Raw genomic sequence first — 25,253 nt, 5'->3', positions numbered from 1 at the left:
AATGATGGGCATCTATATGTTGAGGTGATTTGCTATGCGAAAATGGCTTTCTGCAATTCTTATTATAACTGGTCTGGCTTTGATACTTTCTCCTCTGTTCACAGAGAGAATGGTGGAGCAGCAGATCGAAAGAACCAACAAGTACATTGAAAGTATAACTGCCGAGGAGATCGAGCTGAACAGACAGATGAAGGCAGAGTATGATTACTCGGCCATAGCTGACGTTTCAGCCATAACAGCTGCAGTTGCAGTGTCACAGTTCGAGGATCCCAATATCGTTGGTTTGTTGAAGATACCTGAGCTTGGCATCGACCTCCCAATATTGAACGGAGTATCGGATGCAAATCTGATGGCGGGAGCCGGAACCATGGTCCCGGATTTGGTCATGGGCGAGGGAAATTTTTCTCTGGCCTCTCATTATATGAAGGATCCGAAGCTTTTGTTTGGAAACCTGTTGAACGCACAGCCTGAAATGTCTGTAAAGATAACAGATAAGAGAAATATTTATGAGTATAAGATCTACGAAACAGTACTTGTGCCTGAAACTGCATTATATATGCTGGACCAGGAAAGGGCGGAGCTAAGAGGTAAGCCGATCATATCACTTATGACCTGCTATTATACCTCAAAAAACGGCAAAAGGTTTTTCGCACTTGGTGAGCTGGTTGATACCTATGAATACTCAGAGGACAAGTTTTAGCCGCACTAATAATGCGGCTATATTATTTTATATTCCGATTTGGAGAATACGAACCAGTTCAAAGGGGTAAAATTGAACTGGATATTTTAAAAGGGGGTTTTGATTTGGATAAAAATAAAAAAAGATACCAGCACAGATATAACATGGATGAGCTGAAAGAGATGACAATCGAGATGATAAACAGAAGAGGAGTTCAGCTTGAGGATATTGCAGATATAGTATTTGATCTTCAAAAGAATTACTATGAGAACCTTACAAAGGAAATGTGCCTTGAAAATATACATGCGGTCTTAAGGAAAAGAGAGATAATCCATGCGATCATAACTGGCATAGCAATAGACGAGCTGACAGAGAAGAAATTGTTGCCGGAGCCATTGCAGTCGATAGTCGAAGCAGATGAAGGCCTTTATGGGATAGATGAAATATTGCCGCTATCCATAGTAAATGTATACGGTTCCATAGGGCTTACGAATTTTGGCTATCTTGATAAAGAAAAGATCGGAATCATTAAGGATCTTGATACCAAGAAGGGTGAAGCGGTCCACACATTTTTAGATGATATAGTTGCTGCAATAGCAGCCGCAGCCGCAAGCAGGATAGCACATTCTGAATAAAAAACCTGGAGCATCATACTCCAGGTTTTTTATTGGATGATATTTTTCAATAATTATTTCGCAGTTCTTTCCTTTGCGAAGTATTCCTTAGTAAGAGTTATGATAGTACCGCTCATTAAAAGAACACCAATCAAGTTTGGAATAGCCATTAGTCCGTTCAATGTATCTGCAAGATCCCAAAGGAACTCAAGACCGCCAACTGCTCCAAGTACAACTGCAGGTATCCAGATTATTCTGTAAGGCATTATTGCACCTTTACCAAGAAGGTACTCTGCACATCTTTCACCATAGTATGCCCATCCGAGGATAGTTGAAAAGGCGAAAAGAACTATACCTATTGATACGATGATACCACCACCTGGGATAGACTCGTTGAAAGCCTGAGTTGTAAGGGCAGCCCCTGTAACTCCTGAATCCCAAAGTCCCGATACCATGATAGCTAAAGCAGTAAGTGTACAGATAACTATAGTGTCCATGAAAACCTCGAATACTCCCCAAAGACCTTGTCTGACCGGGTGGTCAGTAGTCGCTGCAGCGTGAGCTATAGGAGCACTACCAAGACCTGCTTCGTTGGAGAATACACCACGGGAAATACCCCTTCTCATTGCAGTTGCTATTGTTGCTCCGGCGAATCCGCCTGTTGCAGCGGCCGGTGTAAATGCATGCTTGAATATCAATGCAAACGCATCTGGAATATGAGAAGCATTGCCTATTATTATTACAATTGCTCCGGCTATATAAATAGCAGCCATAAAGGGAACCAGCTTCTCTGTAACAGCACCTATTCTCTTGATTCCGCCTATGATAACAAGAGCTGTAAGGATTGCAAGAACCACTCCTGTAGCAATTGGAGGAATGTTGAAGGATTCTTGAAGAGCTGCTGCAACTGAGTTTGATTGAACCATGTTGCCGATTCCAAACGCAGCAAGAGCTCCAAATATCGAGAAAATAACTGCAAGCCACTTCATCTTCAGACCATTTTGGATGTAGTACATAGGACCACCTACGAAACGGCCATCTTCTGTCTTTTCTCTGTATTTTACCGCAAGAACGACCTCACCAAATTTTGTTGTCATACCAAATATTGCAGAAACCCACATCCAGAATATTGCTCCAGGTCCGCCAAGTGCAATAGCAGTTGCTACACCTGCTACGTTACCTGTACCAACTGTAGCAGCAAGAGCTGTGGCTACAGCCTGGAAAGGAGTGATCTCACCCTCGCCCCTGACTTCCTTGGAGAACATCTTGAAGAAGGTGTTTTTCAAAACATAACCTAGTCTTAATACGGAAAAGAAATTAGTTCTAATAGTCAAATAAATACCGGTACCTACCAACAGGAACAGCATTGGGGGACCCCAAACAAATCCGTTCACTGTACTGTTGAGTTGCATAATAAAGTCCATAAATTCCCTCCTTTGTTTTTTGTTTTCAAGTTTCGGCTCTGCATAAACCTTGGTGAAGGTTCAATTTCTCAGGTTAAAATCGTTTTCCTCCTCGACGAATCAACCTAAAATGATTTTAGCAAAATTAATACATCATTACAACAACAAAGTTAATAGAAAATTCCCAATATAGAGAACATTGACAAGTCATTAACAAAATAAAACACAATCATATTTCCATATATATACAATTAATATTAATTAATGTTGATAAATAGATGATTTGAGTAATAAACCAGATGAGGGTATTCCCTGCAAAGACAAAAAACCGTTAAAAAAAAATAAAATTAATTAAAAGAATAACAAAATAATGGAAGCTTATCTGGTGGATCCCTACTTTGGGGTAACCTTATCTAATAAGCATGGAGCCTTGTGGTATAATTAATACAACAATCATCAGGAGGTTAGTATGGAAAGAAAATACTATAGCGTTAAAGCCGGTAGAAAGCCTGGGATATATGAGACATGGGAGGAGTGCAAGGAACAGGTAATAGGCTTTCCGGGAGCTGAATATAAGAAATTCTCCACTCTAAAGGAAGCGGAGGAATTCCTCGGAAGACAATCTGTAAAAACGGATATGGAGACAGCGAGGCTAAAAGAATGCGAAGCTTCTGTATATGTCGACGGAAGCTTTGATCTGGGGTCTTGTACCTACAGCTACGGTGTCGTCATTTTGACAAGAGACGATTCCTATAAATTCAGCGGCAGGGAGGTAGATCCTGAAATGGCTATGATGAGGAATGTCTCAGGAGAATTAAAGGGCGCGATGAAGGCCATGGAATGGGCTATTGAGAACGAAATAAAAACCCTCTACCTGCACTATGATTACACCGGCATCGAGCGGTGGGCAAAGGGCGACTGGAAGACCAACAAAGCTGGTACGAAAGCATATAAGGCTTATTTTGACAGCATCAAGGATAAGCTTACAGTAGAGTTTATAAAGATAAAAGCACACTCCGGAAATAAATATAATGAAGAAGCAGACAAACTGGCCAAGGATGCTATATGATCATTCAACCCTTTCATAGTTGACATTGTTTCTTTGAAGAAGAAGCAAGGCATAGTCGTCCACACGATAATCGTTCTTATAATAAATATTCTTTATTCCTGCCTGGATCAATGCTTTGGTGCAATTAAGACAAGGAAAGTGAGTGACGTAAGCAGAGCAGTTTTTTACGGATATACCCTCCTTGGCACAGTACAGGAGAGCATTCATCTCGGCATGTATCGTAGCAATACAATGGCCGTCTCTCATTGTATGCCCTACGTCGTCGCAGTGAGGATTCCCTGAAACTGAGCCGTTATAGCCCGTCGACACTATCCTGTTGCTGTCATTTACCAGTACACAGCCTACCCATGCTCTGTCGCAGGTTGATCTGGTGGCCACCAGCTCGGTTATCTGCATGAAGTATTCCTTCCAGTCCTTTCTCTTGCTCATGTTTTTCCTCCCGTAGAATTTTGATTTATCTATTTATGGTGATATCTTCTCAATCCATATTATAACATAGCGGAAACAATAGGGAATGAAATATTCTGGGTATAATCTAACGGTAATGATAATACAAAAAGGAGGAGACATGAATGTTCCAGGAATTTAAAAAATTTGCCATGAGGGGGAATGTCATCGATCTGGCTGTTGGTGTCGTTATCGGAGGTGCCTTCGGAAAAATAGTGGCATCACTGGTTTCGGACATCATTATGCCGCTTGTAAGTCTGGTGGTCGGAGGAATGGACTTAGCAGGGAAATTCGTAAGTCTTGACGGGAATACTTATCCAACTCTTGCAGCAGCGCAGGAGGCAGGAGCAGCAACTCTCAATTATGGTTTATTTATAATGGCAATCGTTGATTTTTTAATTATCGCATTCTCTATTTTCATGGTAGTGAGGGCTATTAACAGGATGAAAAAACCGGAGGAGCCTGTAGTAGAGGAGCCTACCACTAAAGAATGTCCATTCTGCAAATCACAGGTAGCTATTGCTGCAACAAGATGCCCTCACTGCACATCCTCTTTGGAGTAAAGAAGGAAGTGATCTAAAATGTATGGCTTGGTTCTTGAAGGCGGGGGAGCTAAGGGCAGCTACCATGTAGGAGTATATAAAGCCCTCCTTGAGGAGGGAATACCAATAGGAGGAGTCGCAGGGACCTCGATCGGTGCCTTGAATGGAGCTATGATAGTTCAGGGAGACTTTGAGATCTGCCTGAAGCTCTGGGAGAGCATCAGCTATTCTAAAATCATAGGAGCAAACGATGAGGAGATAGAAAGGCTTACCCGATTAAGGCTTGGGAGAGAGGAGCTTCTGCTTCTGGCTCAAAAGCTTAAGCTTTTGATTACAGATAAGGGCTTTGATATTTCGCCTTTCAAAAGGATGCTGGATAAATATGTGGATGAGGATAAACTAAGATCCTCAGAAATGGACTTTGGGCTGGTGACCTTTAATCTTTCAGACTTAAAACCTGTGCAGCTGTTCAAAGAGCAGATACCCTATGGGGAGATGAAAAACTATCTCCTTGCATCGTCCTATTTGCCTATTTTCAGATTTGAGAGGCTGAATGGAAAGCTATATCTTGACGGAGGGATTTATGACAATCTTCCATTCAGGATGCTTATTGAAAAAGGCTACGACAAGCTGATTGTTGTGAGGACACATATGGATGCAAGGACACGGGAAATATTACCTCATGAATTGGAGGCCATAATAATTGAGCCTTCTGAGGATATTGGCAGGACCTTCAATTATGATAAGGAAACGGTCAGCCATAACATCTATCTTGGTTATTACGATGCCTTGAGGCAATTGAGAGGACTTAAAGGATCCAGGTTCTATTTCGAACCCAAGGGTGAAGGGTATTATTTTGACATGTTCGCTCACATGAATGAGGATACCATAAAGGATGTCTCCGAGCTAATAGGATTTCAGGGAGATCCATCTCTAAGATCCCTATTCGAGGAAATACTTCCTAAGATCGGAAAAATGCTGGACCTTGGACAGAATAAGAGCTATGAGGATCTGGCAATTAGCCTCATTGAAAGACAAATGCACGAAGCGGGCATGGATAGATTCAGGATCTATCATTTCGACGAAGTGATCAGATCAAAGTCTCTGGATCTTGTTCGATTCAGGGGAAGGGATAACAACAGACTTGCAAGACTAAAGGAGCGATTGGAGAATATCAGCCCCTTTAACAAAGAGGAGCTCTTGCTTCAACTGGCAGATATAATATTCAGAAAATGAGCAACATGGAGGGAAAACGGTGGATATCAATAAACTGGCCTTAAAGGTACAAAACAGGACTCCCAAGCCCATGGATGTAAAGGGAAGGTTTGCGGTTTTGATACCGTTGATAAACAGAAACGGCGTATGGGAGATCATTTATGAACTCCGCTCCAGGAACATAACCCAGCCTGGAGAGGTATCATTTCCGGGTGGAAAGGTTGAACATGGAGAAAGCTTCATGCAGACTGCTATAAGAGAAACTCTCGAGGAGCTTCGTATAGACAGGGAAAATATAAATCTCATAGGTGAGCTTGATTTTTTGGTTTCCTATGCCAATTTTACCATCCACTGCTTTCTTGGAATAATAATGAACGTGGATTTTGAAGATATAGATCCAAATCCGGACGAGGTGGATCATATCTTCACTGTCCCAGTAAGCTTTTTTGCGGAGAATGAGCCTCTGGTCCATGAATTATCATTAAAGACGGAAGACAGCGAAACATTTCCATACCACCTGATCCCCAATGGGAGGGACTATAAATTCCGCGTGGGAAAGCACAGGATATTGTTCTATGAGTATGGGGACTACACTATTTGGGGCTACACCGCAAGGATGACCCATCAACTGGCTGAGATAATACGAGGGCTGGAATAAAAATCGAGGGGCTTTAGAGCTCCTCGTCTTTTAAATGCTTCAGTGAAAAGGTTATGAGTACGGCTGCAATCAGGAATGATGTGAAATCAGCTATTGGTCCTGCCATCCACACACCGCTGAGCCCAAATAGCTTGGGCAGTATAAGTAATGCCGGTATCAGGATAAGGACCTGCCTTGAAAGACTCAAAAGCATTGACTGCCTGGGTTTTCCAGTTGCCTGGAAGTATGCGCTGCTCACTACCTGAAAGCCTACGAAAGGGAATGCCATAAGTAAAGTCCTCATGCCAGGTACGGCTATAGACATCAACTGGCCGGATACCCCCTGCTCTCCAACAAAAGCCTTTATTATGATCTCAGGGAAGAACTGGACGATAATGAACCCCAGTGTGGTTATGGTGGTGGCTGATATGGCAGCGTATTTGAGTGTCTTTTTGACCCTGCTATACTTCTTTGCTCCGTAGTTATATCCCATAATAGGCTGTGAGCCCTGGTTTATACCGAATATGGGCATAGTGATCATCATGCTTACCGAGTTGATCACTCCCATACTGGATGTAGCCATATCGCCTCCATAGCTCTGAAGGTTAGTATTATATAAAGCGGTTACCATACTTGCTGCTATCTGCATGCTGAAAGGTGCCACTCCATTAGCCACGATTTTCTTAATTATTTTCAGATCGGGCACGAGGTACCTTTTTCTAATGGATAGTATGCTTTTACCTGTCAGGAAATATCTTAAGACCCACATTGCTGAAACAGCCTGAGAAATTATTGTCGCAAGTGCGGCTCCCCTGACCCCCATATCGAAAACAAAAATGAAGATAGGGTCCAGTATCATATTCAAAAATGCTCCTATCAGCATTGTGAACATGGCAATTTTAGGATTGCCTTCACCTCTGATAAAGTTATTCATTCCAAAGCCAATAGCATTAAGAGGTGCTCCTATCAATATGACCTGTAAATAATCCTTGGCATAGCCGATATTCGAGCTGCTCGCACCAAATAGTTTAAGCAGGGGCTCAAGAAGCACGGTGCCTGCTGCACCCAGTAATATGCCGTCCACTGCAAGCATTGTCAGTGAATTTGCTGCGATCCTGTCCGCTTCCTCCTTCTTGCCCTCTCCCAGCCTTATGGATACCAGGGTATTGCCTCCTACACCTATAAGCATTGCGAATGCCATTAGAACAAGCATGATAGGCATGCCTATATATATCCCGCCTATGGCGACACTGTCAACGCCTCTGCCTATGAAGATCCTGTCCACTATATTATAAAGGGCATTGACCACCATCCCTACTATTGCAGGTACAGAGAACCTTAGAAGTAGACTTGGTATCGACTCCATTCCCAGCCTTTCCGCTCTCTTTTCATCTCTATTCATATTCTCACTTCCTTAGAAGAACTAAATATGATTATACTATAACATAAGATTTTGGCAACTTAATACTTCCTAAAGGAACTGGATCAAGATTATGGTTTTCAACAGTGCCCCGGAAGACTATACTATAATCAGGAGGTGCACACATGTCTAAGAACAGGGATTTTGTAATCCGGTCACATGATAGAAGTGTAAAGTACGGCATAGATTCCAGGCAGCGGACCAGTAAGAAAATGCTCGATGAGAGGGAATTCGATGCACTTATAAAATCCAAACAGGAGTTAGTAGCCGTTGCTGAACCATTCATAAACCAGCTCTACACCTTTGTAAAGGACTCGCAGTTTTTGGTTATCCTCACTGATGAAGACGGCTGTATCCTGAGTGTTATCGGAAACGAGGATATGCTTCAGAAAGCACATTCGACTTATCTGATCCCAGGGGCATATATGGGAGAGGAATATATAGGGACCAATGGCATGGGCACTTCAATAATCGAGGGATACCCCCTTCAGATAACTGGTAATGAGCATATTCTGGAGCTATTGCAGGGATGGACCTGCTCCGGTGCCCCCATAAGAGACCCCGAGGGAAGAATAACAGGCTGTATAGATCTTACAGGAAATATAGAGCTTGTGAACTCTCATACCCTTGGAATGGTTGCTGCTGCTGCCACAGCCATAGAAAAAATGTTAAGCCTTAAGAGATACTCAGAGAGAATAGAGGCTGACAATATGTACATAGAGGGGATAATAAATTCACTTCCTTCAGCGATTTTTACAGCTGACCTTCAAGGGAGGGTAAGGCACTTCAACGAATTCTCCTACGGAATGCTCGGATACGAAAGAGATGAGTTCATCCACATAGACTGCTCCAGGCTCATACATGGATGGCCCAAGATCGTGGAAAGGCTGTCTAAAAAGGAGAACATCCTCCAGGAAGATGTGGAAGTAAGCCTTAAGGCAAACAAAAATGAGGTAAATCTAAGCGCTTATCCGATATTTGGATCCGATGGCAATACAAAGGAAATCGTTTTCGTTCTTAAAGACGTAAAAAAAATGAGAAGACTCGCCAACAAGGTGACAGGATCTCTTGCCGTATACACCTTCGATAAGATAATCGGGGAATCACCAACCTTCTTACAGACAGTTGCCTTTGCAAAGAAGATAGCTGACTCAAAGTCAACTATTCTGTTAATGGGTGAGAGCGGGACAGGGAAGGAGGTCTTTGCTCAATCGATCCAAAATTACAGCAACCGGAGAGATGAACCCTTCGTAGCCCTGAATTGCGGAGCGATACCTAAGAATCTCATTGAATCAGAGCTGTTTGGCTATGTGGGAGGAGCCTTTACCGGAGCCAAATCGGAAGGTCACCCGGGTAAGTTCGAGATAGCTGACGGAGGAACACTTTTCCTCGATGAAATAGGAGAGATGCCATATGAGCTTCAGACAAGGCTTCTTAGAGTTATCGAAGAAGGGACCGTAAGGCGGATAGGAGGGAATCGGGAGATCCCTGTGGATGTCAGGATAATAGCTGCCACCAATAAGAATCTCAAGGGAGAGGTGGAGAAGGGCAATTTCAGGAAGGATCTTTACTACAGATTGAATGTACTGCCTCTCAGGCTGCCTCCACTTCGCGAGAGGAAAGAGGACATACCCCTTCTGATAGATTATTTCATGGAGAGGAAGTCCAGAAGACTAAACAAGAAGAAGGTAAATATATCTGCTTCAACTATGGAGAGGCTGCAAAACTATGATTGGCCTGGCAATATAAGAGAGCTTGAAAATTTCGTCGAGCTTATTATCAATACTGAATCCATCCCGGGAGAAATGAGCCCTGAGACTATTGTCAAATCTGCTGCAAGTGAAACAAAAAAAATCCTTTCTCTTGCAGAGGTTGAGGAGCTACATATAAGGAGTGCCCTCGAGGAGTGCTCATATAATATCACAAGGAGTGCTGAGATTCTTGGCATAAGTAGAAACACTCTATACAGGAAGCTTGAATTATATAAAATTGATGTTCCAAAATAGGACAGTGCTCTAAAATTGAGCACTGTCCTATTGCGAATATTGTTCAAAATTGGTACATATTTTATAATTGGAGCATTGCCCGCTTTATCTTTGTCCTGTAATCAAGCAAGACAGAGCTATCCGACAATTTTATATTTTGCTGAAAGTTGGCACTATTCTTGCATTAGTATATCGTACAATATTTAATGGGAGGTCTGCATATGTACGGTTACAATGGAAAGATACTAAGAGTAAACCTGACAGAAGGAACCCTGAAAACTGAGAATCTTGATATGGATATGGCCAGGAAGTTCCTTGGAGGAAGGGGACTTGGAACCAAGCTTATGATGGATGAGGTAGATCCAAAGGTCGATCCCTTCAGCCCTGAAAACAAGCTGTTTATAGTTTCGGGACCGATGACTGGAAATCCTGTCGCCACAGGTGGAAGATACATGGTCGTTACCAAGTCGCCGCTCTCAGGAACTATAGCATCCTCGAATTCCGGAGGAAAATGGGGAGCAGAGATGAAATTCGCAGGCTGGGATGTCATAGCATTTGAGGGCAAGTCAGAGAATCCTGTATATCTTAGCATAGAGGATGATAAGGCAGAGCTGCTTCCTGCAGATGAGCTTTGGGGTACAACCGTATCCTACACAACAAAGAAGCTTGAGGAGAATCATGCAAAAGGTGCAAAGGTACTTGCTATAGGTCCTGCAGGGGAAAATTTGTCGCTTATAGCAGCTATCATTAACGATGAAGACAGAGCAGCAGGACGTTCAGGTGTTGGAGCAGTAATGGGATCTAAGAACCTGAAGGCTGTCGTTGTTAAGGGCTCAGGCGCGCCCGATGTCCCCGATCAGGAGAAAATCAAAGAGCTCAACAAAAAACAACTTGGTATAATAAAGGAAAATGGAGTAACAGGACAGGGCTTGCCTACATACGGTACAGCAGTTCTTGTGAACATACTGAATGAGCTTGGCAGCTTGCCCACCAATAACTTCCAGAAAGCATTATTTGAGGGAGCGGAGGAAATAAGCGGCGAAACACTGGCCGAAAAATACCTGGTCAAGAGGACCGCATGCTACAGGTGCCCAATCGGGTGTGGAAGGTATGTTAAGGTAGGTGACTGGGAGGGCGGTGGTCCTGAGTATGAAACTCTATGGGCATTCGGGGCCTCCTGTGGTATAAGCGATATGGAATCGATAATAAAGGCAAATTATTGGTGCAATGAGATGGGTCTTGACACTATTTCCGCTGGAGCAACCATTGCAGCCGCTATGGAGCTTCATCAAAAAGGATACATCAAGGATGAGGATCTTGACGGAGTAAGCCTTGAGTTCGGGAATATAACTGACATTGCTGAATGGACGAAGAGAATGGGCTATGGACAGGGCTTAGGTGCAAAAATGGCTATGGGCTCATACAGACTGACAGAAAGCTATGGAGTGCCTGAGTTGTCAATGTCAGTGAAGAAGCTTGAGATGCCTGCGTATGACCCAAGAGGTATCATGGGTATAGGTCTGAACTATGCAACCAGCAACAGAGGTGGCTGTCACGTGAGAGGCTATACAATATCTCCAGAGGTTTTGGGTCTTCCCGAGCAGATTGACAGATTTGAAGCCAAAGGTAAGCCAGGCTGGGTCAAGACTTTCCAGGATCTTACTGCCGCAATAGACTCCCTTGGAGTATGCCTGTTCACATCCTTCGCTCTCGGAGCTGATGACTATGCTGAAATGTGCAACGCCATCTGTGGAACTGATTACACAGGTAAAGATATCCTTAAGATAGGCGAAAGGATATACAACATAGAAAGACAATTCAACATGATGGCAGGCCTAACCCCTGCGGACGATACTCTTCCAAGGAGACTGCTGGAGGATGAGATTCCCGAGGGTCCTTCCAAAGGCCATGTAAACAGACTTGCCGAAATGCTTCCGGTTTACTATTCAGAGAGAGGCTGGGGGACTGATGGTATCCCAACAAAGGAAAAATTAGAGGAATTGGGTTTGTAATGATAAAAGTCGAGGTCAGGTACTTTGCAACTCTTCGCAGTGATGGAGTCAAAAAAGAGATAATTAGTACCAATAAGGATAAAACAGCTGAAGAACTTATCGGGGATTTAGGGATATCCATTGACGATGTTGCCATCTTGCTCATAAACGGTGCAAGGAGTAAACCTGATACAGTCCTGAAGGAGGGAGATGTTATCTCCCTGTTTCCTCCTGTTGGAGGAGGCTGATATGATGAATTTAAAGCATCCAGACTGGTGGAATGACCGCCAGCTCCGGATGCTTTACTTTTGTTCTTAATAATTATGAATAATATTGCTATAATATACATAACGAATGGAGGTGGTTTTGAGTTGAGAGGTGGATATATACTTGCACTGGATCAGGGTACAACAAGCTCGAGAGCTATATTATTCGACCATAAGGGCAGCGTTTTTTCATCTGCGCAGAAGGACTTCAGACAGATCTATCCAAAGTCCGGGTGGGTCGAGCACGATCCTCTTGAGATTTGGGCTACCCAGTCAGGTGTAATCAAGGAGGTACTGGAGAAGGCCTCGGTGAAGCCGGATGACCTTAAAGCTATAGGAATCACAAATCAGAGGGAGACTACTGTGGTGTGGGAGAAAAACACGGGGACTCCAGTATATAATGCAATAGTATGGCAGTGCAGAAGGACTGCCGGGATATGCCAGAGTATGATGGATGAAGGCTTGGGAGATTATATATCTGAGAGTACCGGGCTGATCATCGATGCTTATTTTTCAGCAACAAAGATAAAATGGATTCTGGACAACGTGGAAGGAGCAAGAGAAAAGGCTGAAAGAGGGGACCTCTTATTTGGCACGATAGATACCTGGCTTATCTGGAAGCTGACATCAGGAAGGATTCATGCAACTGACCACTCAAATGCCTCAAGGACGATGCTTTACAATATAAAGTCCCTGGAGTGGGATGAAAAGATTCTTGATTATCTTGATATCCCAAAGACTATGCTCCCCGTTGTAATGCCCTCATCAGGAATATTTGGATACACTGATGAAAAGGATTTTGGAGGCAGAGTTCCCATTTCCGGAGTTGCGGGAGACCAGCAGGCAGCATTGTTTGGACAAGCCTGCTTTGCACCGGGAGAAGCGAAGAATACCTATGGAACAGGCTGCTTTATGCTTATGAACACCGGAGACAGAGTGATCAGATCGAAAAATGGGCTGCTGACGACGATAGCCTGGGGTATGGACGAAAGGATCACCTATGCCCTCGAGGGGAGCATATTTGTAGCAGGAGCTGTAGTTCAATGGCTTAGAGATGAGATGAGGCTAATAAGGACCGCTGCTGAATCAGAAATGATGGCGTCCTCAGTACCAAGTGCCAACGGGGTGTACGTAGTTCCTGCCTTTGTAGGCTTGGGGGCCCCCTACTGGGATATGTATGCCAGAGGGACAATAGTAGGTATAACGAGAGGCACCAAAGCAGAGCATATAGTGAGGGCATCCCTTGAATCAATTGCCTACCAGACTAAAGAAGTCCTGGATTCCATGGAGGAAGATTCAGGAATAAAGCTAAAAGCGTTGAAGGTTGATGGTGGTGCAGTAGCTAACAACTTCCTGATGCAGTTTCAGGCTGATATATTGAATACCCATGTAGAGAGACCATCAGTAACTGAAACTACAGCCCTGGGAGTTGCATATATGGCAGGACTTGCTGTAGGCTTCTGGCAAAGCAAGGAAGAGATAGTAGGGAACAGGATATTGGATAGAATATTCGAGCCCGGTATGGATACCTCTTCAAGGGAAAGGCTTTACAGGGATTGGAAGAGAGCTGTGGAGAGATCCAGAGGCTGGGAACCGGAGGAGGATTAAATGATAGACGGGATTATACTGGCATCCGGTTTTTCCAAACGGATGGGAAAAAACAAACTTCTGTTGTCACTGGGATCGGATACAGTGGTTGAAAAAGTAATACTCGCTGCAAGAGCCTCAAGGCTGAACAAAATAATCCTGGTATGCAGAGATGAAAGACTGATGGAGATAGGGAAAAGTCTGGGCGTAACGCCAGTCATGAACAAAAATGCCATATTGGGTCAGGCTGAAAGCGTAAAGCTTGGAGTTGCAGCATCCGAGGCTAACGGGTATCTTTTCCTGGCTGCAGACCAGCCATATATAACTTCTGGATTTATCGACCTTCTCATAGAAAAGCATATGGAGACGGGAAAGGGTATAATAGCCCCCGTACTCAGAAACAGGATAAAAATGCCGATACTGTTTTCGGAAAGCTATAGAGAGGATTTGCTTCGGGTCCAGGGAGAACATGGAGGCTTTGAGATAATTGAAGGCAATCCCGAGGACATAGAGCTTGTGGAGGTTGAGAATGAAAGGCTGGTAGCGGATGTGGACACCCTGGACGATTACAGATGGCTAATGGCAAATGGAGGAGAAATATTGTAATGGAGCATATTTTCGTAAGTCAAAACGGACATCAGTTTCTCACATTCCCGGAGCTTATTAAGGCGGGGCTGTCCATATGCATGACAACAGGCGATATGGACGTTGGTACCTCAACCAATGGGGATATAGAGTCCATAAGAAATAACCTGAAGTATGCATTCGACGTACTTGGAAGCGAGCCAAGGCTCCTGTACAACGGGTACCAGGAGCACACCAACAATTTGGAAATAATAAATTCCCTCGATCAGGGGCTGGCAAGTCCCTACGGAAGATATATACCGTCCACAGACGGACTCATCACCGATATGACTAAAGTATGTCTGCTGACAAGATTTGCTGACTGTGTTCCGATCGTACTGTTTGACATAAAAAATAAAGTCCACGCAAATATCCATTCAGGATGGAAGGGTACTCTCTTAAAGATCGGGGAAAAAGGAGTCCATGCAATGAAGAGGAATTTCAATTCAAAGGGAGAGGATATAATTGCTCTTATAGGACCATGCATTGGAAGAGATGATTTTGAGGTGGAGTGGGATGTTGCATCCAGGTTCATTGATATACACGGACATATCCCTGAAGCTGTGCGTAAGAAAAATGAAAGGAAATTCCTTGTTGATCTTCAGCTGATAAACAGGGAGCTACTCTTAAATGCAGGGGTCAAGGAGCATAACATAAATATCATACCGATTTCCACCTTCTCGGATAATAGGTTCCACTCATACAGAAGGGACAAGGCATCCTATGGACTCATGGGTATGATCACTATGATAAAATAACCACTTAAGAAGGAGCTCCTGATACTTTGATCAGGAGCTCAAGATATTATTGGATATTTTTAATAGGGTCTTTCTCTGTAGCGCTTTATCTCCTGGGTAAGAAGAGGAAGTATTTCCAGCGCATCGCCCACAATACCGATATTTGCCACACCAAATATAGCTGCCTCAGGATCCTTGTTTATTGCTATAATATAGTCTGACTTCTCCATCCCGGCAAGGTGCTGTACGGCACCTGATATACCGCATGCTATGTATACCTTGGGCTTGACGGTCTTGCCTGTCTGTCCCACCTGGTGGTCCTTCGCAATGTAGCCCTTGTCGACAGCGCCTCTGGAGGCACCTACTACAGCGCCCATGATATCTGCACATTCCTGAAGCACGTGGAAATTATCTCCTATACCTCTTCCGCCTGATACTATTATGTCGGCCTTGGTAATATCAACAGCCATGTGGTCCTTGTGCATTACCTCGAGGATTTTGACAGGGTCGTTTATATGGTCTATGGAAACCTCCCTTTTATCGATCTCGAAGCATCTATGCTCATCCTTATGGAGCATCTCCATAACTCCAGGTCTTATAGTTGTCATCTGAGGTCTCTTCGTTTCGTTTATTATCGTTCCGAAAAGATTACCCCCGAATGCTGGTCTCGTAACATACAACAGGCTTGAGTCAGCATCCTCAGGATTAAGCTCAAGCTTGGTAGCATCAGCAGTAAGCCCAGTGTCACACCTGGCTGCTATCCTTGGAGCCAGGTCTCTTCCCATAACTGTGGCAGGTATTAGCACAATATCCGGCTTATCTGTCTCTATCATTTCTGTGAAAAGGGAAGTGAAAATTTCTGTGCTGTAGTGTTTAATATCATCATTCTTGAGGAAAACCACCTTATCTGCACCATACCAGCCTACATGGGCAGCAACATCATCGGAATGATTCCCTATCAAAACTCCCACTACCTTATACTCAAGCTGTGGCCTTCCTTTAACAAGTCTTGAAGCCTCGCCTAAAAGCTCCAGTGATGCATCGTGGACCTTTCCGTCCTTGACCTCACAGAAAACATAGATATCCTTGTATTCATTTAGATTCATATTATTCACCCTACTTTCCTATAAACTTGAAATCGACCATAATATCGAAGACTTTTCTTGCTGCCGCCTTGCCGTCAAGGTGAAGAATATCAGAATTCTTGTGGACTTCCTTGGTAAAGGTCTTTTTAACCTTTGTTGGCGAGCCCTTCAGCCCTATGATCGATTGGTCTATCTGGATATCATCAAAGGTCATGATCTTTATATCTCTCTCGAATGCATGGCTTATTCCTCTTACATGCATATACCTTGGGGTGGCGAGGGTGCTTAGTGTGGTGATCACACAGGGAAGTGGAGCTTCAACGATCTCATAGGTGCTCTCCAATGCTTTTTTGACAATTATTTTACCTTCCTTCACAGCGATAATATCGTCAACATATGTTATTTGCGGTAGTCCCAGCTTCTCAGCTGTCTGCGGACCGACCTGAGCTGTATCGCCGTCTATAGCCTGACGTCCTGCAATGATAAGATCAAATTCCAGATTTCTGATAAGAGCTGCCAGTGTATTGGATGTAGCCCATGTGTCAGCTCCGCTGAACTTCATGTCACTTAGCACTATGGCTTCATCAGCCCCCATTGCATAAAGCTCTCTCATCATATTCTTGGCTTGTGGCGGCCCCATGGTGATGCATGTTACCTTTGCTCCCATTGAATCCTTAAGTCTTAGAGCGGCTTCAAGACCAGCAAGATCGTCCGGATTGGTTATAGTAGGAACTCCTGCTCTAATAAGAGTCCCGGTTTCCTTATCGATCTTCATTTCAGTTGTATCGGGTACTTGCTTTAGTAAGACCAGTATATTCATAGCAATCTCCTATTATCTTAGTATTTTACTTGCGATAACCATCTTCTGCACCTCTGAGGTACCCTCATATATCTCGGTTATCTTAGCGTCTCTGAACATTCTTTCCACCGGATAGTCTCTGGTATAGCCATATCCTCCATGCAGCTGGATCGCCTTAGTCGTAGTCTCCATAGCAACCTCTGAAGCGAATAGCTTGGCCATTGCTGCCTCAGTGCTGTAGCTTTGATTCGTATCCTTCAGGTAAGCTGCTCTGTAAACCAAAAGCCTTGCCGCATCTATTTTGGTCTGTAGATCGGCAATGGTAAACTGTGTGTTCTGGAAGGCTGCAATTGGCTTGCCGAATTGCTTCCTCTCCTTCACATACTTAATCGTCTCATCAAGAGAACCCTGTGCAATCCCAAGAGCTTGAGCAGCTATACCGATCCTGCCTCCATCAAGAGTAGACATGGCTATCATGAAGCCCTTGCCCTCTGCTCCAAGCAGATTTTCCTTTGGAACCATGACATCCTTGAAAATAAGCTCAGTGGTTGAACTTCCCTTTATGCCAAGCTTGTGTTCAGTTTTGCCGATAGAAAAACCATCCATGCCTTTCTCAAGGATAAAGGCTGAAATGCCTCGATTACCCTTTGATTTATCGGTCATTGCAAACACTATATAAGTATCTGCATAGCCTCCGTTAGTAATGAATATCTTCGATCCGTTGATCCTGTAATAGTCGCCTTCCCTGATCGCAACCGTTTGCTGCATCGCCGCATCGGTACCCGCATTCGGCTCAGTAAGGCCAAATGCCCCAAGCTTCTCACCTCTGGCCAGCGGCACCAGATATTTCTCCTTTTGCTCTTCGTTTCCGTAGGTATAGATAGGGTTGCATCCCAGAGAGGTATGGGCAGAAAGAATTACTCCAGTTGTGCCGCATACCTTGGAAAGCTCCTCCACCGCCAATATGTATGAAAGGTTATCTCCGTCAGAACCACCATACCTGCTTTCAAAGGGTATTCCCATCATACCTATTGCCTTCATTTTTTCTACTGTTTCTACGGGAAATCTTTCCTCCTCGTCGATATCTGCTGCTATCGGCTTAACTTCCTTCTCCGAAAATTCCCGGAAAAGCTTCCTCATTAACGCCTGCTTTTCGCTTAAATCAAAATGCATTGCCTTACTCAAGAACTTCACCCCTTATTATTGATAAAATAGTAACAAAGTAAGTCAAAAAAATATTGAAATTGTTAAATTAATCACTATTTACTATTATAAAACATTTGAAACATAAATCAAGGAGTTTGAGAATATTTGATAAAAAATAATCAAACTATGCTCGATTATTAAGCTAAATTTCAAAATATTTATCCAATATTTGTTCTGTACACCATAGAAAATAATTCGATTTATTGCTATACTTTAGTGAAATACAATAAAGGGGAGGGGTGCTATGAGAACAAAGCTTGAAAGAATAGAAAGAGACATAGTTGAGCTCTCAAAGTTCAACAGCAGCAAGGATGGAGGATTGACAAGATTCTCACTGACTGAGGAAGACAGGGCAGCAAGAAACTACCTGAAAAGAGAGCTGGAAAAACTCGATGTTAAGATATACGAAGATCAGGCAGCTACACTTTTTGCAAGAAGAGAAGGTACCGATCCGGCTGCTCCGGCAATAATGATAGGCTCACACTTCGATTCTGTAAGAAACGGGGGAAACTTTGACGGTCCTGCGGGTGTAGTCATGGCTTTAGAAATTATGAGAACTCTGGATGAAAACAAAGTCAGAACCAAGTACCCGATCGAATTCGTCGCGATGATCGAGGAAGAAGGCGGCCGATTTGGGTCAGGAGTTTTCGGCAGCAGAGCAATGGCTGGACTTGTTACCTATGAACAGCTCCAGGCTAACAAGGACAGCGAGGGAGTATCTATGGCTGAAGCGTTGGAAAAATTCGGTTTTGACCCCCGCAGGATAAACGAGGCGAAAAGAGACCCCTCAAAAGTAAAGGCCTTTATAGAGCTTCATATCGAGCAGGGACCTATCCTCGAAAAGAACGACAAGGATGTTGGCATAGTAGAGTTTATAGTAGGTATAAATGAGTTCAAGGTAATACTCTCAGGAAGGCCGGATCATGCAGGGACAACACCAATGGACATGAGGGCGGACGCTCTTGGCGTAGCAGCTAAGGTGATTTCAAAGATCGACAGCTACCCGACACCAGAGAATAACGGCACTGTAGCTACTGTAGGCGTGCTTGAGGTAAAACCCGGAGCTGCGAACATAGTACCTGCGCAGGTAGTGTTTACTGTTGATATCAGGTCCAAGGATCAGGAGAGTATAATAAGAGTAAAAGATAAGATCCTAAAAGACCTTGATCAGTTGACCAGTGGCTCGGAGGTTTCTTATCAGGTTTTCGACATGCTCAATGTGAAGCCCGTGAGGATGAGCGAAGAGGTCATAGGAATGTTTGAGGAATCTGCGGGTAAGCTTGGCTTATCCTCTCAGAAGATGTCAAGCGGGGCAGGCCACGATGCTATGATCATGGCTGCCGTCAGTGAAGTTGGATTGATATTCGTACCCAGTAAGGATGGCAGAAGCCATTGCAAGGAAGAATGGACAGATTTTGACAAGCTGCAAAAGGGAATCGAATTGATATATGATACAATACTAAAATTAGGGGAGGTATAAAATGGATATCAAGGAATTAATGAAGAAGCATTTGGACTATGCAGTAGCAACGAGGAGATACTTTCACGAAAATCCTGAACCAAGCATGAAGGAATTCAATACTCAAAAGAGAATAATGGAAGAACTTAAGGCTATGGGTATAGAACACTATCCATGCGGAGGGACAGGGGTCGTAGGTATCATTAAGGGAAAAGGACCTGGAAAAACTATAGCTCTGAGAGCAGATATTGACGCATTGGAGGTTCAGGAGGAAAATCCTGTACCTTATAAGTCAAAAATCGATGGAATGATGCATGCATGTGGACATGATACTCATATTTCCGGCCTGCTAACAGCGGCAAAGGTCCTCAATGAGATCAAGGATGAGTTTGACGGTACAGTAAAGCTGATATTTCAGCCAGGTGAAGAAGTTGCCCAGGGTGCGCTTGCCATGATCAAGGATGGAGTAATGGAGGGCGTGGATGGAATTTTTGGGATCCACATCTGGAATGACGTTGAAACAGGAAAGGTATCTGTGGAAGCTGGACCAAGGATGGCATCAGCTGGAATGTTTAAGGTATATATCACCGGAAAAGGCGGCCACGGTGCTATGCCGCACCAGACAGTAGACGCATCAGTTGTGGCATCTGCCATCGTCATGAACCTCCAGAGCATAGTCAACAGGGAGATAAACCCTTCAGATACTGCAGTTGTTACCGTCGGAATGATAAGAAGCGGCTCCAGATGGAATGTAATATCGGGTGAGGCTTATATGGAAGGCACTACAAGATGTTACAGTATGGAGGTAAACAATGCCTTTGAAGGTCAGATCAGAAGAATTGTAGAGATGACAGCACAGGCATATAGGGCGGAAGCAAGAATGGAATATACTCAAATGACCATTCCTACCATCAATGATCCTATGATGTCAGCTATAGCTGCCGAATCAGTTAAAAAAGTTGCTGGCGAAGAAGGCCTGGTGACCTTTGAAAAGACCTCAGGAGGAGAGGATTTTGCATTTTTCTCAGAATATGCTCCTTCGACATTTGCCTTTGTTGGTTCAAAAAATACTGCCAAGCTGGACTATTACCCTCACCATCATCCAAAGTTCGATATCGACGAGGATGCTCTTGGGGTATCAGCAGGTCTTTACACACAATTTGCTCTTGATTTTCTAAGTAAATAAAAACTGCCCTGAATCCTATAAGGAGTCAGGGCATATTTTTTTCTCAAGCTCTGGGTAAATTGAAATGATCTCAAAGGCAAGCTGAAGCCTAAGTCTCTTTTCATAGTCATCAAGGTCAAGGCTTAGGATCTCCTTTACCCTTGACAATCTGTAGGTAAGGGTATTCCCGTGAATATGAAGGGTATCCCTGGTGCCGGACCAATTTCCACAGCTTTTGATATAGACTTTTAATGTTTGGTACAGCTCAGCCCGTGAAAAGCCAGGGTATTCTGAAAGCGGGCGGAATACCTTGATCACAAACTCCTCCAGCTCTTTTCTGTCCGCCTTCAGGAGGAACCTTTTAACCTCAAAATCCTCATAGAACACACATTTATCCCTTAAAGCCCCGATCGGCGCAAGTTCAAAAAGCCTGAAGGAATAGTCATAGGTAGTACGCAGCTGTTTCCAGTCGTCGATTCTTTCGCTTACAACCATCGATATGGCTGGAGAGTAAATGTGGGAGAACTCAGAGCCAATAAAGTAGTTAACCAGATCCCTATGGAATTCCATTATACCCTTACGGGTTGGATTCTTAGTCTCGTCAAGAAGTACGATGATCATATTTCCCTTCAGCAATAAAAGACAATTTTTAAACCTCTGCAAAGCCAGTGCGTTTACTTCCTCATACAAATGCTTTATAAGCTTATAATTTGAAACCTGAATCGTGGGTAGCTCCAACCTTATCAGGATAAGTCTGTGGGGCCTTCAAGATCGACCTTGTACCTTTTGGAAAATGCCTCGATGGACTCCAGACTGCCTGAATTCATAAGGTTGTCAAAGAGATCCCCCTTTATAGACTGTTCAAGATTGAACATCCATATGATCAAGCAGATTTGATTTTTGAAAGGTGAGTGCATCTCTTGATACTGAGAAATCTCCCCAGTAGCTTATCACGGAATAAAAGGAGTCTATGACAAAAACATCGCTCTGCAGGAGCATCGACACCTCCCGAACAATATCGTCTATGGTGCTTTTCTTAAGGATCATCTCAGTAAACCTGTTGTGGAGGTAGCATTGAGCAGTCTTGTTGCCTCCAGGATATTTTGAAGCTCCAGTATTCTTCTTTCGGATTTCTGCATTGGATTCCCTCCAAATCAGATTTTTACCTGGTGGTACACCTTTTTGCCTTTTCTTATCAATATCCTGCCGTCCTTGAAGTCGTCAAGCGATACCATCCTGTCGACAGCCTCCACCTTTTCGCCGTCAATAGTAATGCCGCCTTGCTCTACCAGACGCCTTCCCTCGCTATTTGTCTTAATAAGTCCGAGCTCTCTCATAAGATCGAGAATTCCGATCCCTTCCTCAAAAATTTTCGCATCCATGTCGGTAGAAGGAATGGACTCTGAATCCGCAGAGCCTGCAAATAATGACCTCGAAGCCTCCAAAGCCTTATCCGCATCCTCCTTGCCGTGTACCATTTGAGTGACCTCGTATGCAAGGACCTCTTTGGCCATATTGATCTCAGCATCCTTAAGTGCACTCAGTCTTCTGACCTCATCCATGGGAAGGAATGTCAGGAGTGCCAGGAATTTCTCAACATCTCTGTCGTCAACATTTCTAAGGTACTGGAACAGTTCATATGGAGAGGTCTTCTTCCTGTCAAGCCAGATCGTACCCTTCTCGGTTTTTCCCATCTTTGTCCCCGCGGCAGTTGTCAGGAGCTTGAAAGTCATTCCGTATACCTTATCCTGCTCAAGCTTCCTGACAAGCTCATAGCCTCCGATTATATTAGACCACTGGTCGCTTCCTCCAAGCTGCATCTTGCAGTTGTGGTGTCTGTATAGGTACAGAAAATCATAGCTTTGCATCAGCATGTAGCCAAATTCGAAAAATGTAAGTCCCTGCTCCAGCCTGTTCTTGTAGCAGTCAAAAGTAAGCATTCTGTTAACTGAGAAGTGGACCCCGATCTCTCGCATGAAGTTTACAAAATTAAGATCCATTAGCCAGTCTGCGTTATTCACCATTATTGCTCTGTCATCGTTAAAGTCCAGGAATCTCTTGAACTGTTCCTTAAAGCATTCTGCATTATGGTCGATCATCTCTCTCGTCAATACTTTTCGCATATCCGACTTTCCGGAGGGATCGCCTATCATCGTAGTTCCTCCGCCAAGAAGTGCAATGGGCTTGTGACCAGCCCTTTGCATATGCATCATAACCATCATCTGGAGGAAATGTCCAAGCGTAAGACTGTCCGCAGTGGCATCAAAGCCTATATAGAATGCCACGGATTCCTTCTCCAACAGCTCCCTGAGCTCCTCCTCATGTGTTACCTGATCGATGTAACCTCTTTCATTCAAAACGTCAAATACATTTGCCATAGAAAAACCTCCTGAAAAAAAATAAGGGCTTTCTCATCCATAAGGACGAGAAAACCCGTGGTACCACCTTAATTCGCAAAAAGCCTCTCGCTGCGTATGGTGCAGCTCTACCACAAGACTCAGGACTGTAATTCAGCGCCGTGCTCTGCCGATTTTCCACCATCCTCAGCTCTCTCTTAAAACATTACCGACCGCCTACTTGTTCCATCATCGTCAATATACAGTTAACCTCATATTAATACACGCAGATGGCAATGTCAACATTCTATTCAGTGGAAACTACTCTGTCACTGCTATTGCAGCTGAGTTTTCCCACAGACCGTGGATATTGCAGTAGCTTGCTGCAATTATGGAACCTGAAGCGGGAACCTTGAATCTGACCACTCCAAACGGGTTTGTAAGGATTTCAGACTCGCCATGGGCAGCAAATGATATTGTGGCGATCTCAACCGGGAATTTGCCCTCGTCAGCCTTGAAATAAACCTTGATCCATGCTATGTAGTGCTCAAGGGTATTGGGGTGAGGGATCTGTTCGCCAACAAGGACCTTGACCTCTATTTCCTCGCCTTTTTTAGCAGATTCAGGCGCATGGATCACCGGTACGTGCTTCTCTCCCTTCCAGTCTCCGCTTTGATACATTGTACCTATACTCATAACTCATTCCTCCTTTAACATTTTGTTACTTTATACCCCTCATATATCGGGTTATCACAAAAAGTATCTCAGTAAGACCTCCTTTGTCATCTGTCCTGATTAAAAGCACCAAAACTTGAGTATACTTAGGACAGAGAGGAGCGTTGCTTATGAAGGATATAAACTTGATAGCCACCACCACATTTGGTCTGGAGGCAGTTGCCAAAAGAGAGCTTGAAGCTCTTGGATATGGAAACATTAAGGTTGAAAACGGTAAAATCGAGTTTAAAGGCGGTCTTGATGATATTGTAAAAACCAATTTGTGGCTAAGGACCGTGGATAGGGTACTTGTCAAGCTTGCCGAATTTAAGGCTACCAGCTTTGAGGAGCTGTTTCAGGGAACCAGGGCTGTCCAATGGGCAGACTGGATACCCGAGGACGGTGCCTTCATCGTTGAGGGGAAAAGCATTAACTCAAAGCTATACAGCATTTCTGACAGCCAGCGGATAGCTGAAAAGGCCATAGTTGACAAGCTGAAAGAGAAATATCCTGTGGAATGGTTCTCAAAGTCAGGAGCCAGGTATCGAATAGAGGTTTCCATCCTGAAAGACATAGCGACTATAACCCTGGACACCTCAGGTGACGGACTTCACAAAAGAGGCTACAGGGACAGAGCGGGCGATGCTCCAATAAAGGAAACCCTTGCAGCTGCTATGATATTACTCAGCTACTGGAACAAGGACAGAGTCCTCCTGGATCCATTCTGCGGATCAGGAACGATCCTTATAGAAGCCGCAATGATAGGCAGGAACATGGCTCCTGGCCTGGACAGGAACTTCGATGCTGAAAAATGGAGTATAATTTCCCCTGAGATATGGAGCAGCGAAAGGATAAAGGCACGCAGCGCAATTGATTTTGACTCACAGCTTAAACTTTTAGGCTGCGATACTGATAAGAGGTCGATCCTAAGAGCCAGAGACAATGCGGCAAATCTTGGGCTTGAGGACGACATTGCTTTTTTTATGAAGGACATGCGGGACGTTGACATAAACGACGAATATGGGGTTGTAATAACCAACCCGCCATATGGCGAGCGTATGGGAGAGAGAGAAGAGGTTAGAAAGCTTTATACTGATTTTGGAAGCAAATTCAGACCTCTTGAAACCTGGTCCATTTATGTCATAACCTCAAATGAGGAGTTTGAAAGTCTTTACGGGAAAAAAGCTGACAGGAAGAGGAAGCTTTACAACGGACGAATAAAGGTAGACTACTATCAATTCTATGGACCGAGACCAAAGTAGGAGGTAGATGG

Annotated in this window: 25 protein-coding genes; 15 read left to right on the top strand and 10 right to left on the bottom strand. The window is 43.9% G+C overall.

From position 1 onward, the window contains the following. Positions 1–34: 34 nt before the first annotated feature. Complete coding sequence (locus EC328_RS09515) at positions 35–700, top strand: sortase family protein (protein WP_128426570.1); 666 nt, start codon at positions 35–37, stop codon at positions 698–700. 143 nt (positions 701–843) lie between these two features. After that, a complete protein-coding gene (locus EC328_RS09510; protein ID WP_206363974.1) occupies positions 844–1,314 on the top strand; it encodes a phosphatidylglycerophosphatase A family protein in 471 nt (156 codons plus the stop codon). Between the two features lie 53 nt (positions 1,315–1,367). On the opposite strand, the gene EC328_RS09505 is transcribed toward EC328_RS09510, so the two are convergent. Then, complete coding sequence (locus tag EC328_RS09505; RefSeq protein WP_128426568.1) at positions 1,368–2,717, bottom strand: alanine/glycine:cation symporter family protein; 1,350 nt, start codon at positions 2,715–2,717, stop codon at positions 1,368–1,370. Positions 2,718–3,165: 448 nt separating this feature from the next. Here EC328_RS09505 and EC328_RS09500 point away from each other — a divergent pair, with 448 nt between their 5' ends. Beyond that, complete coding sequence (locus EC328_RS09500; RefSeq protein ID WP_128426567.1) at positions 3,166–3,765, top strand: ribonuclease H1 domain-containing protein; 600 nt, start codon at positions 3,166–3,168, stop codon at positions 3,763–3,765. Here the strand turns inward: EC328_RS09500 and EC328_RS09495 are convergent, their stop codons facing one another. Next, entirely contained in the window at positions 3,766–4,194 is a 429-nt protein-coding gene (locus EC328_RS09495) for a deoxycytidylate deaminase (protein ID WP_128426566.1), read from the bottom strand. A gap of 143 nt (positions 4,195–4,337) precedes the next feature. Here EC328_RS09495 and mscL point away from each other — a divergent pair, with 143 nt between their 5' ends. The 3 genes from mscL to EC328_RS09480 are packed head-to-tail and all read left to right on the top strand — an operon-like array spanning position 4,338 to position 6,627. After that, a complete protein-coding gene (gene mscL, locus EC328_RS09490) occupies positions 4,338–4,775 on the top strand; it encodes a large conductance mechanosensitive channel protein MscL (RefSeq protein ID WP_128426565.1) in 438 nt (145 codons plus the stop codon). Between the two features lie 18 nt (positions 4,776–4,793). Further along, positions 4,794–5,990, top strand: a complete 1,197-nt coding sequence (locus EC328_RS09485; protein WP_128426564.1) for a patatin-like phospholipase family protein — start codon at positions 4,794–4,796, stop codon at positions 5,988–5,990. Between the two features lie 19 nt (positions 5,991–6,009). Next, positions 6,010–6,627: an NUDIX hydrolase gene (locus EC328_RS09480; protein ID WP_128426563.1), complete on the top strand. Its 618-nt coding sequence runs from the start codon at positions 6,010–6,012 to the stop codon at positions 6,625–6,627. Positions 6,628–6,640: 13 nt separating this feature from the next. Here the strand turns inward: EC328_RS09480 and EC328_RS09475 are convergent, their stop codons facing one another. Beyond that, entirely contained in the window at positions 6,641–8,008 is a 1,368-nt protein-coding gene (locus EC328_RS09475) for an MATE family efflux transporter (RefSeq protein ID WP_128426562.1), read from the bottom strand. 143 nt (positions 8,009–8,151) lie between these two features. On the opposite strand from EC328_RS09475, the gene EC328_RS09470 reads away from it, so the two are divergent. From EC328_RS09470 to EC328_RS09445, 6 genes are all read left to right on the top strand, one after another. Continuing rightward, positions 8,152–10,032 carry a sigma-54-dependent Fis family transcriptional regulator gene (locus EC328_RS09470; RefSeq protein WP_128426561.1) on the top strand — a complete coding sequence of 627 codons (1,881 nt, stop codon included), beginning with the start codon at positions 8,152–8,154 and terminating at the stop codon, positions 10,030–10,032. Positions 10,033–10,232: 200 nt separating this feature from the next. Then, positions 10,233–12,023 carry an aldehyde ferredoxin oxidoreductase family protein gene (locus tag EC328_RS09465; protein ID WP_128426560.1) on the top strand — a complete coding sequence of 597 codons (1,791 nt, stop codon included), beginning with the start codon at positions 10,233–10,235 and terminating at the stop codon, positions 12,021–12,023. After that, on the top strand, positions 12,023–12,250 hold the full coding sequence (locus EC328_RS09460; protein WP_206363849.1) for a MoaD/ThiS family protein: 228 nt from the start codon (positions 12,023–12,025) through the stop codon (positions 12,248–12,250). Before EC328_RS09465 ends, EC328_RS09460 begins: the two co-directional genes overlap by 1 nt. A 75-nt stretch (positions 12,251–12,325) precedes the next feature. Further along, a complete protein-coding gene (gene glpK, locus EC328_RS09455) occupies positions 12,326–13,876 on the top strand; it encodes a glycerol kinase GlpK (RefSeq protein WP_128426559.1) in 1,551 nt (516 codons plus the stop codon). Next, a complete protein-coding gene (locus tag EC328_RS09450; RefSeq protein WP_128426558.1) occupies positions 13,877–14,461 on the top strand; it encodes a nucleotidyltransferase family protein in 585 nt (194 codons plus the stop codon). Continuing rightward, positions 14,428–15,237, top strand: coding sequence for a purine nucleoside phosphorylase YfiH/LACC1 family protein (locus tag EC328_RS09445; protein ID WP_128426557.1), 810 nt, complete (start codon positions 14,428–14,430; stop codon positions 15,235–15,237). Before EC328_RS09450 ends, EC328_RS09445 begins: the two co-directional genes overlap by 34 nt. A gap of 59 nt (positions 15,238–15,296) precedes the next feature. Here the strand turns inward: EC328_RS09445 and EC328_RS09440 are convergent, their stop codons facing one another. The 3 genes from EC328_RS09440 to EC328_RS09430 are packed head-to-tail and all read right to left on the bottom strand — an operon-like array spanning position 15,297 to position 18,273. Next, positions 15,297–16,322, bottom strand: coding sequence for an electron transfer flavoprotein subunit alpha/FixB family protein (locus EC328_RS09440; protein ID WP_128426556.1), 1,026 nt, complete (start codon positions 16,320–16,322; stop codon positions 15,297–15,299). 10 nt (positions 16,323–16,332) lie between these two features. Beyond that, complete coding sequence (locus EC328_RS09435) at positions 16,333–17,121, bottom strand: electron transfer flavoprotein subunit beta/FixA family protein (protein ID WP_128426555.1); 789 nt, start codon at positions 17,119–17,121, stop codon at positions 16,333–16,335. Positions 17,122–17,133: 12 nt separating this feature from the next. Next, positions 17,134–18,273, bottom strand: a complete 1,140-nt coding sequence (locus EC328_RS09430) for an acyl-CoA dehydrogenase (RefSeq protein WP_128427044.1) — start codon at positions 18,271–18,273, stop codon at positions 17,134–17,136. Positions 18,274–18,550: 277 nt separating this feature from the next. Between EC328_RS09430 and EC328_RS09425 the strand changes: the two genes are divergently transcribed. Next, on the top strand, positions 18,551–19,786 hold the full coding sequence (locus EC328_RS09425) for a Zn-dependent hydrolase (RefSeq protein ID WP_128426554.1): 1,236 nt from the start codon (positions 18,551–18,553) through the stop codon (positions 19,784–19,786). A gap of 1 nt (position 19,787) precedes the next feature. Further along, positions 19,788–20,951, top strand: coding sequence for an amidohydrolase (locus tag EC328_RS09420; protein ID WP_128426553.1), 1,164 nt, complete (start codon positions 19,788–19,790; stop codon positions 20,949–20,951). Between the two features lie 15 nt (positions 20,952–20,966). On the opposite strand, the gene EC328_RS09415 is transcribed toward EC328_RS09420, so the two are convergent. The 4 genes from EC328_RS09415 to EC328_RS09405 all read right to left on the bottom strand — a co-directional run bounded on the left by EC328_RS09415 (position 20,967) and on the right by EC328_RS09405 (position 23,962). Then, positions 20,967–21,551 (bottom strand): PucR family transcriptional regulator, encoded by a 585-nt coding sequence (locus EC328_RS09415; RefSeq protein ID WP_128426552.1) that lies wholly within the window; start codon positions 21,549–21,551, stop codon positions 20,967–20,969. Positions 21,552–21,673: 122 nt separating this feature from the next. Further along, positions 21,674–21,817: a hypothetical protein gene (locus EC328_RS11540; RefSeq protein ID WP_164906089.1), complete on the bottom strand. Its 144-nt coding sequence runs from the start codon at positions 21,815–21,817 to the stop codon at positions 21,674–21,676. A 267-nt stretch (positions 21,818–22,084) separates the two neighbouring features. Continuing rightward, positions 22,085–23,308 carry a tyrosine--tRNA ligase gene (tyrS, locus tag EC328_RS09410; RefSeq protein WP_128426551.1) on the bottom strand — a complete coding sequence of 408 codons (1,224 nt, stop codon included), beginning with the start codon at positions 23,306–23,308 and terminating at the stop codon, positions 22,085–22,087. 279 nt (positions 23,309–23,587) lie between these two features. Then, a complete protein-coding gene (locus tag EC328_RS09405; protein WP_128426550.1) occupies positions 23,588–23,962 on the bottom strand; it encodes a class II SORL domain-containing protein in 375 nt (124 codons plus the stop codon). A gap of 149 nt (positions 23,963–24,111) precedes the next feature. Here EC328_RS09405 and EC328_RS09400 point away from each other — a divergent pair, with 149 nt between their 5' ends. Then, positions 24,112–25,242, top strand: coding sequence for a THUMP domain-containing class I SAM-dependent RNA methyltransferase (locus tag EC328_RS09400; protein WP_128426549.1), 1,131 nt, complete (start codon positions 24,112–24,114; stop codon positions 25,240–25,242). The last annotated feature ends 11 nt before the right edge of the window (positions 25,243–25,253 follow it).

Origin of the sequence: Gudongella oleilytica, assembly GCF_004101785.1 — a bacterium.
In the GTDB taxonomy this organism is placed as follows: Bacteria; Bacillota; Clostridia; order Tissierellales; family Tissierellaceae; genus Gudongella; species Gudongella oleilytica.
This window is presented reverse-complemented; position numbering and strand designations above follow the sequence as displayed.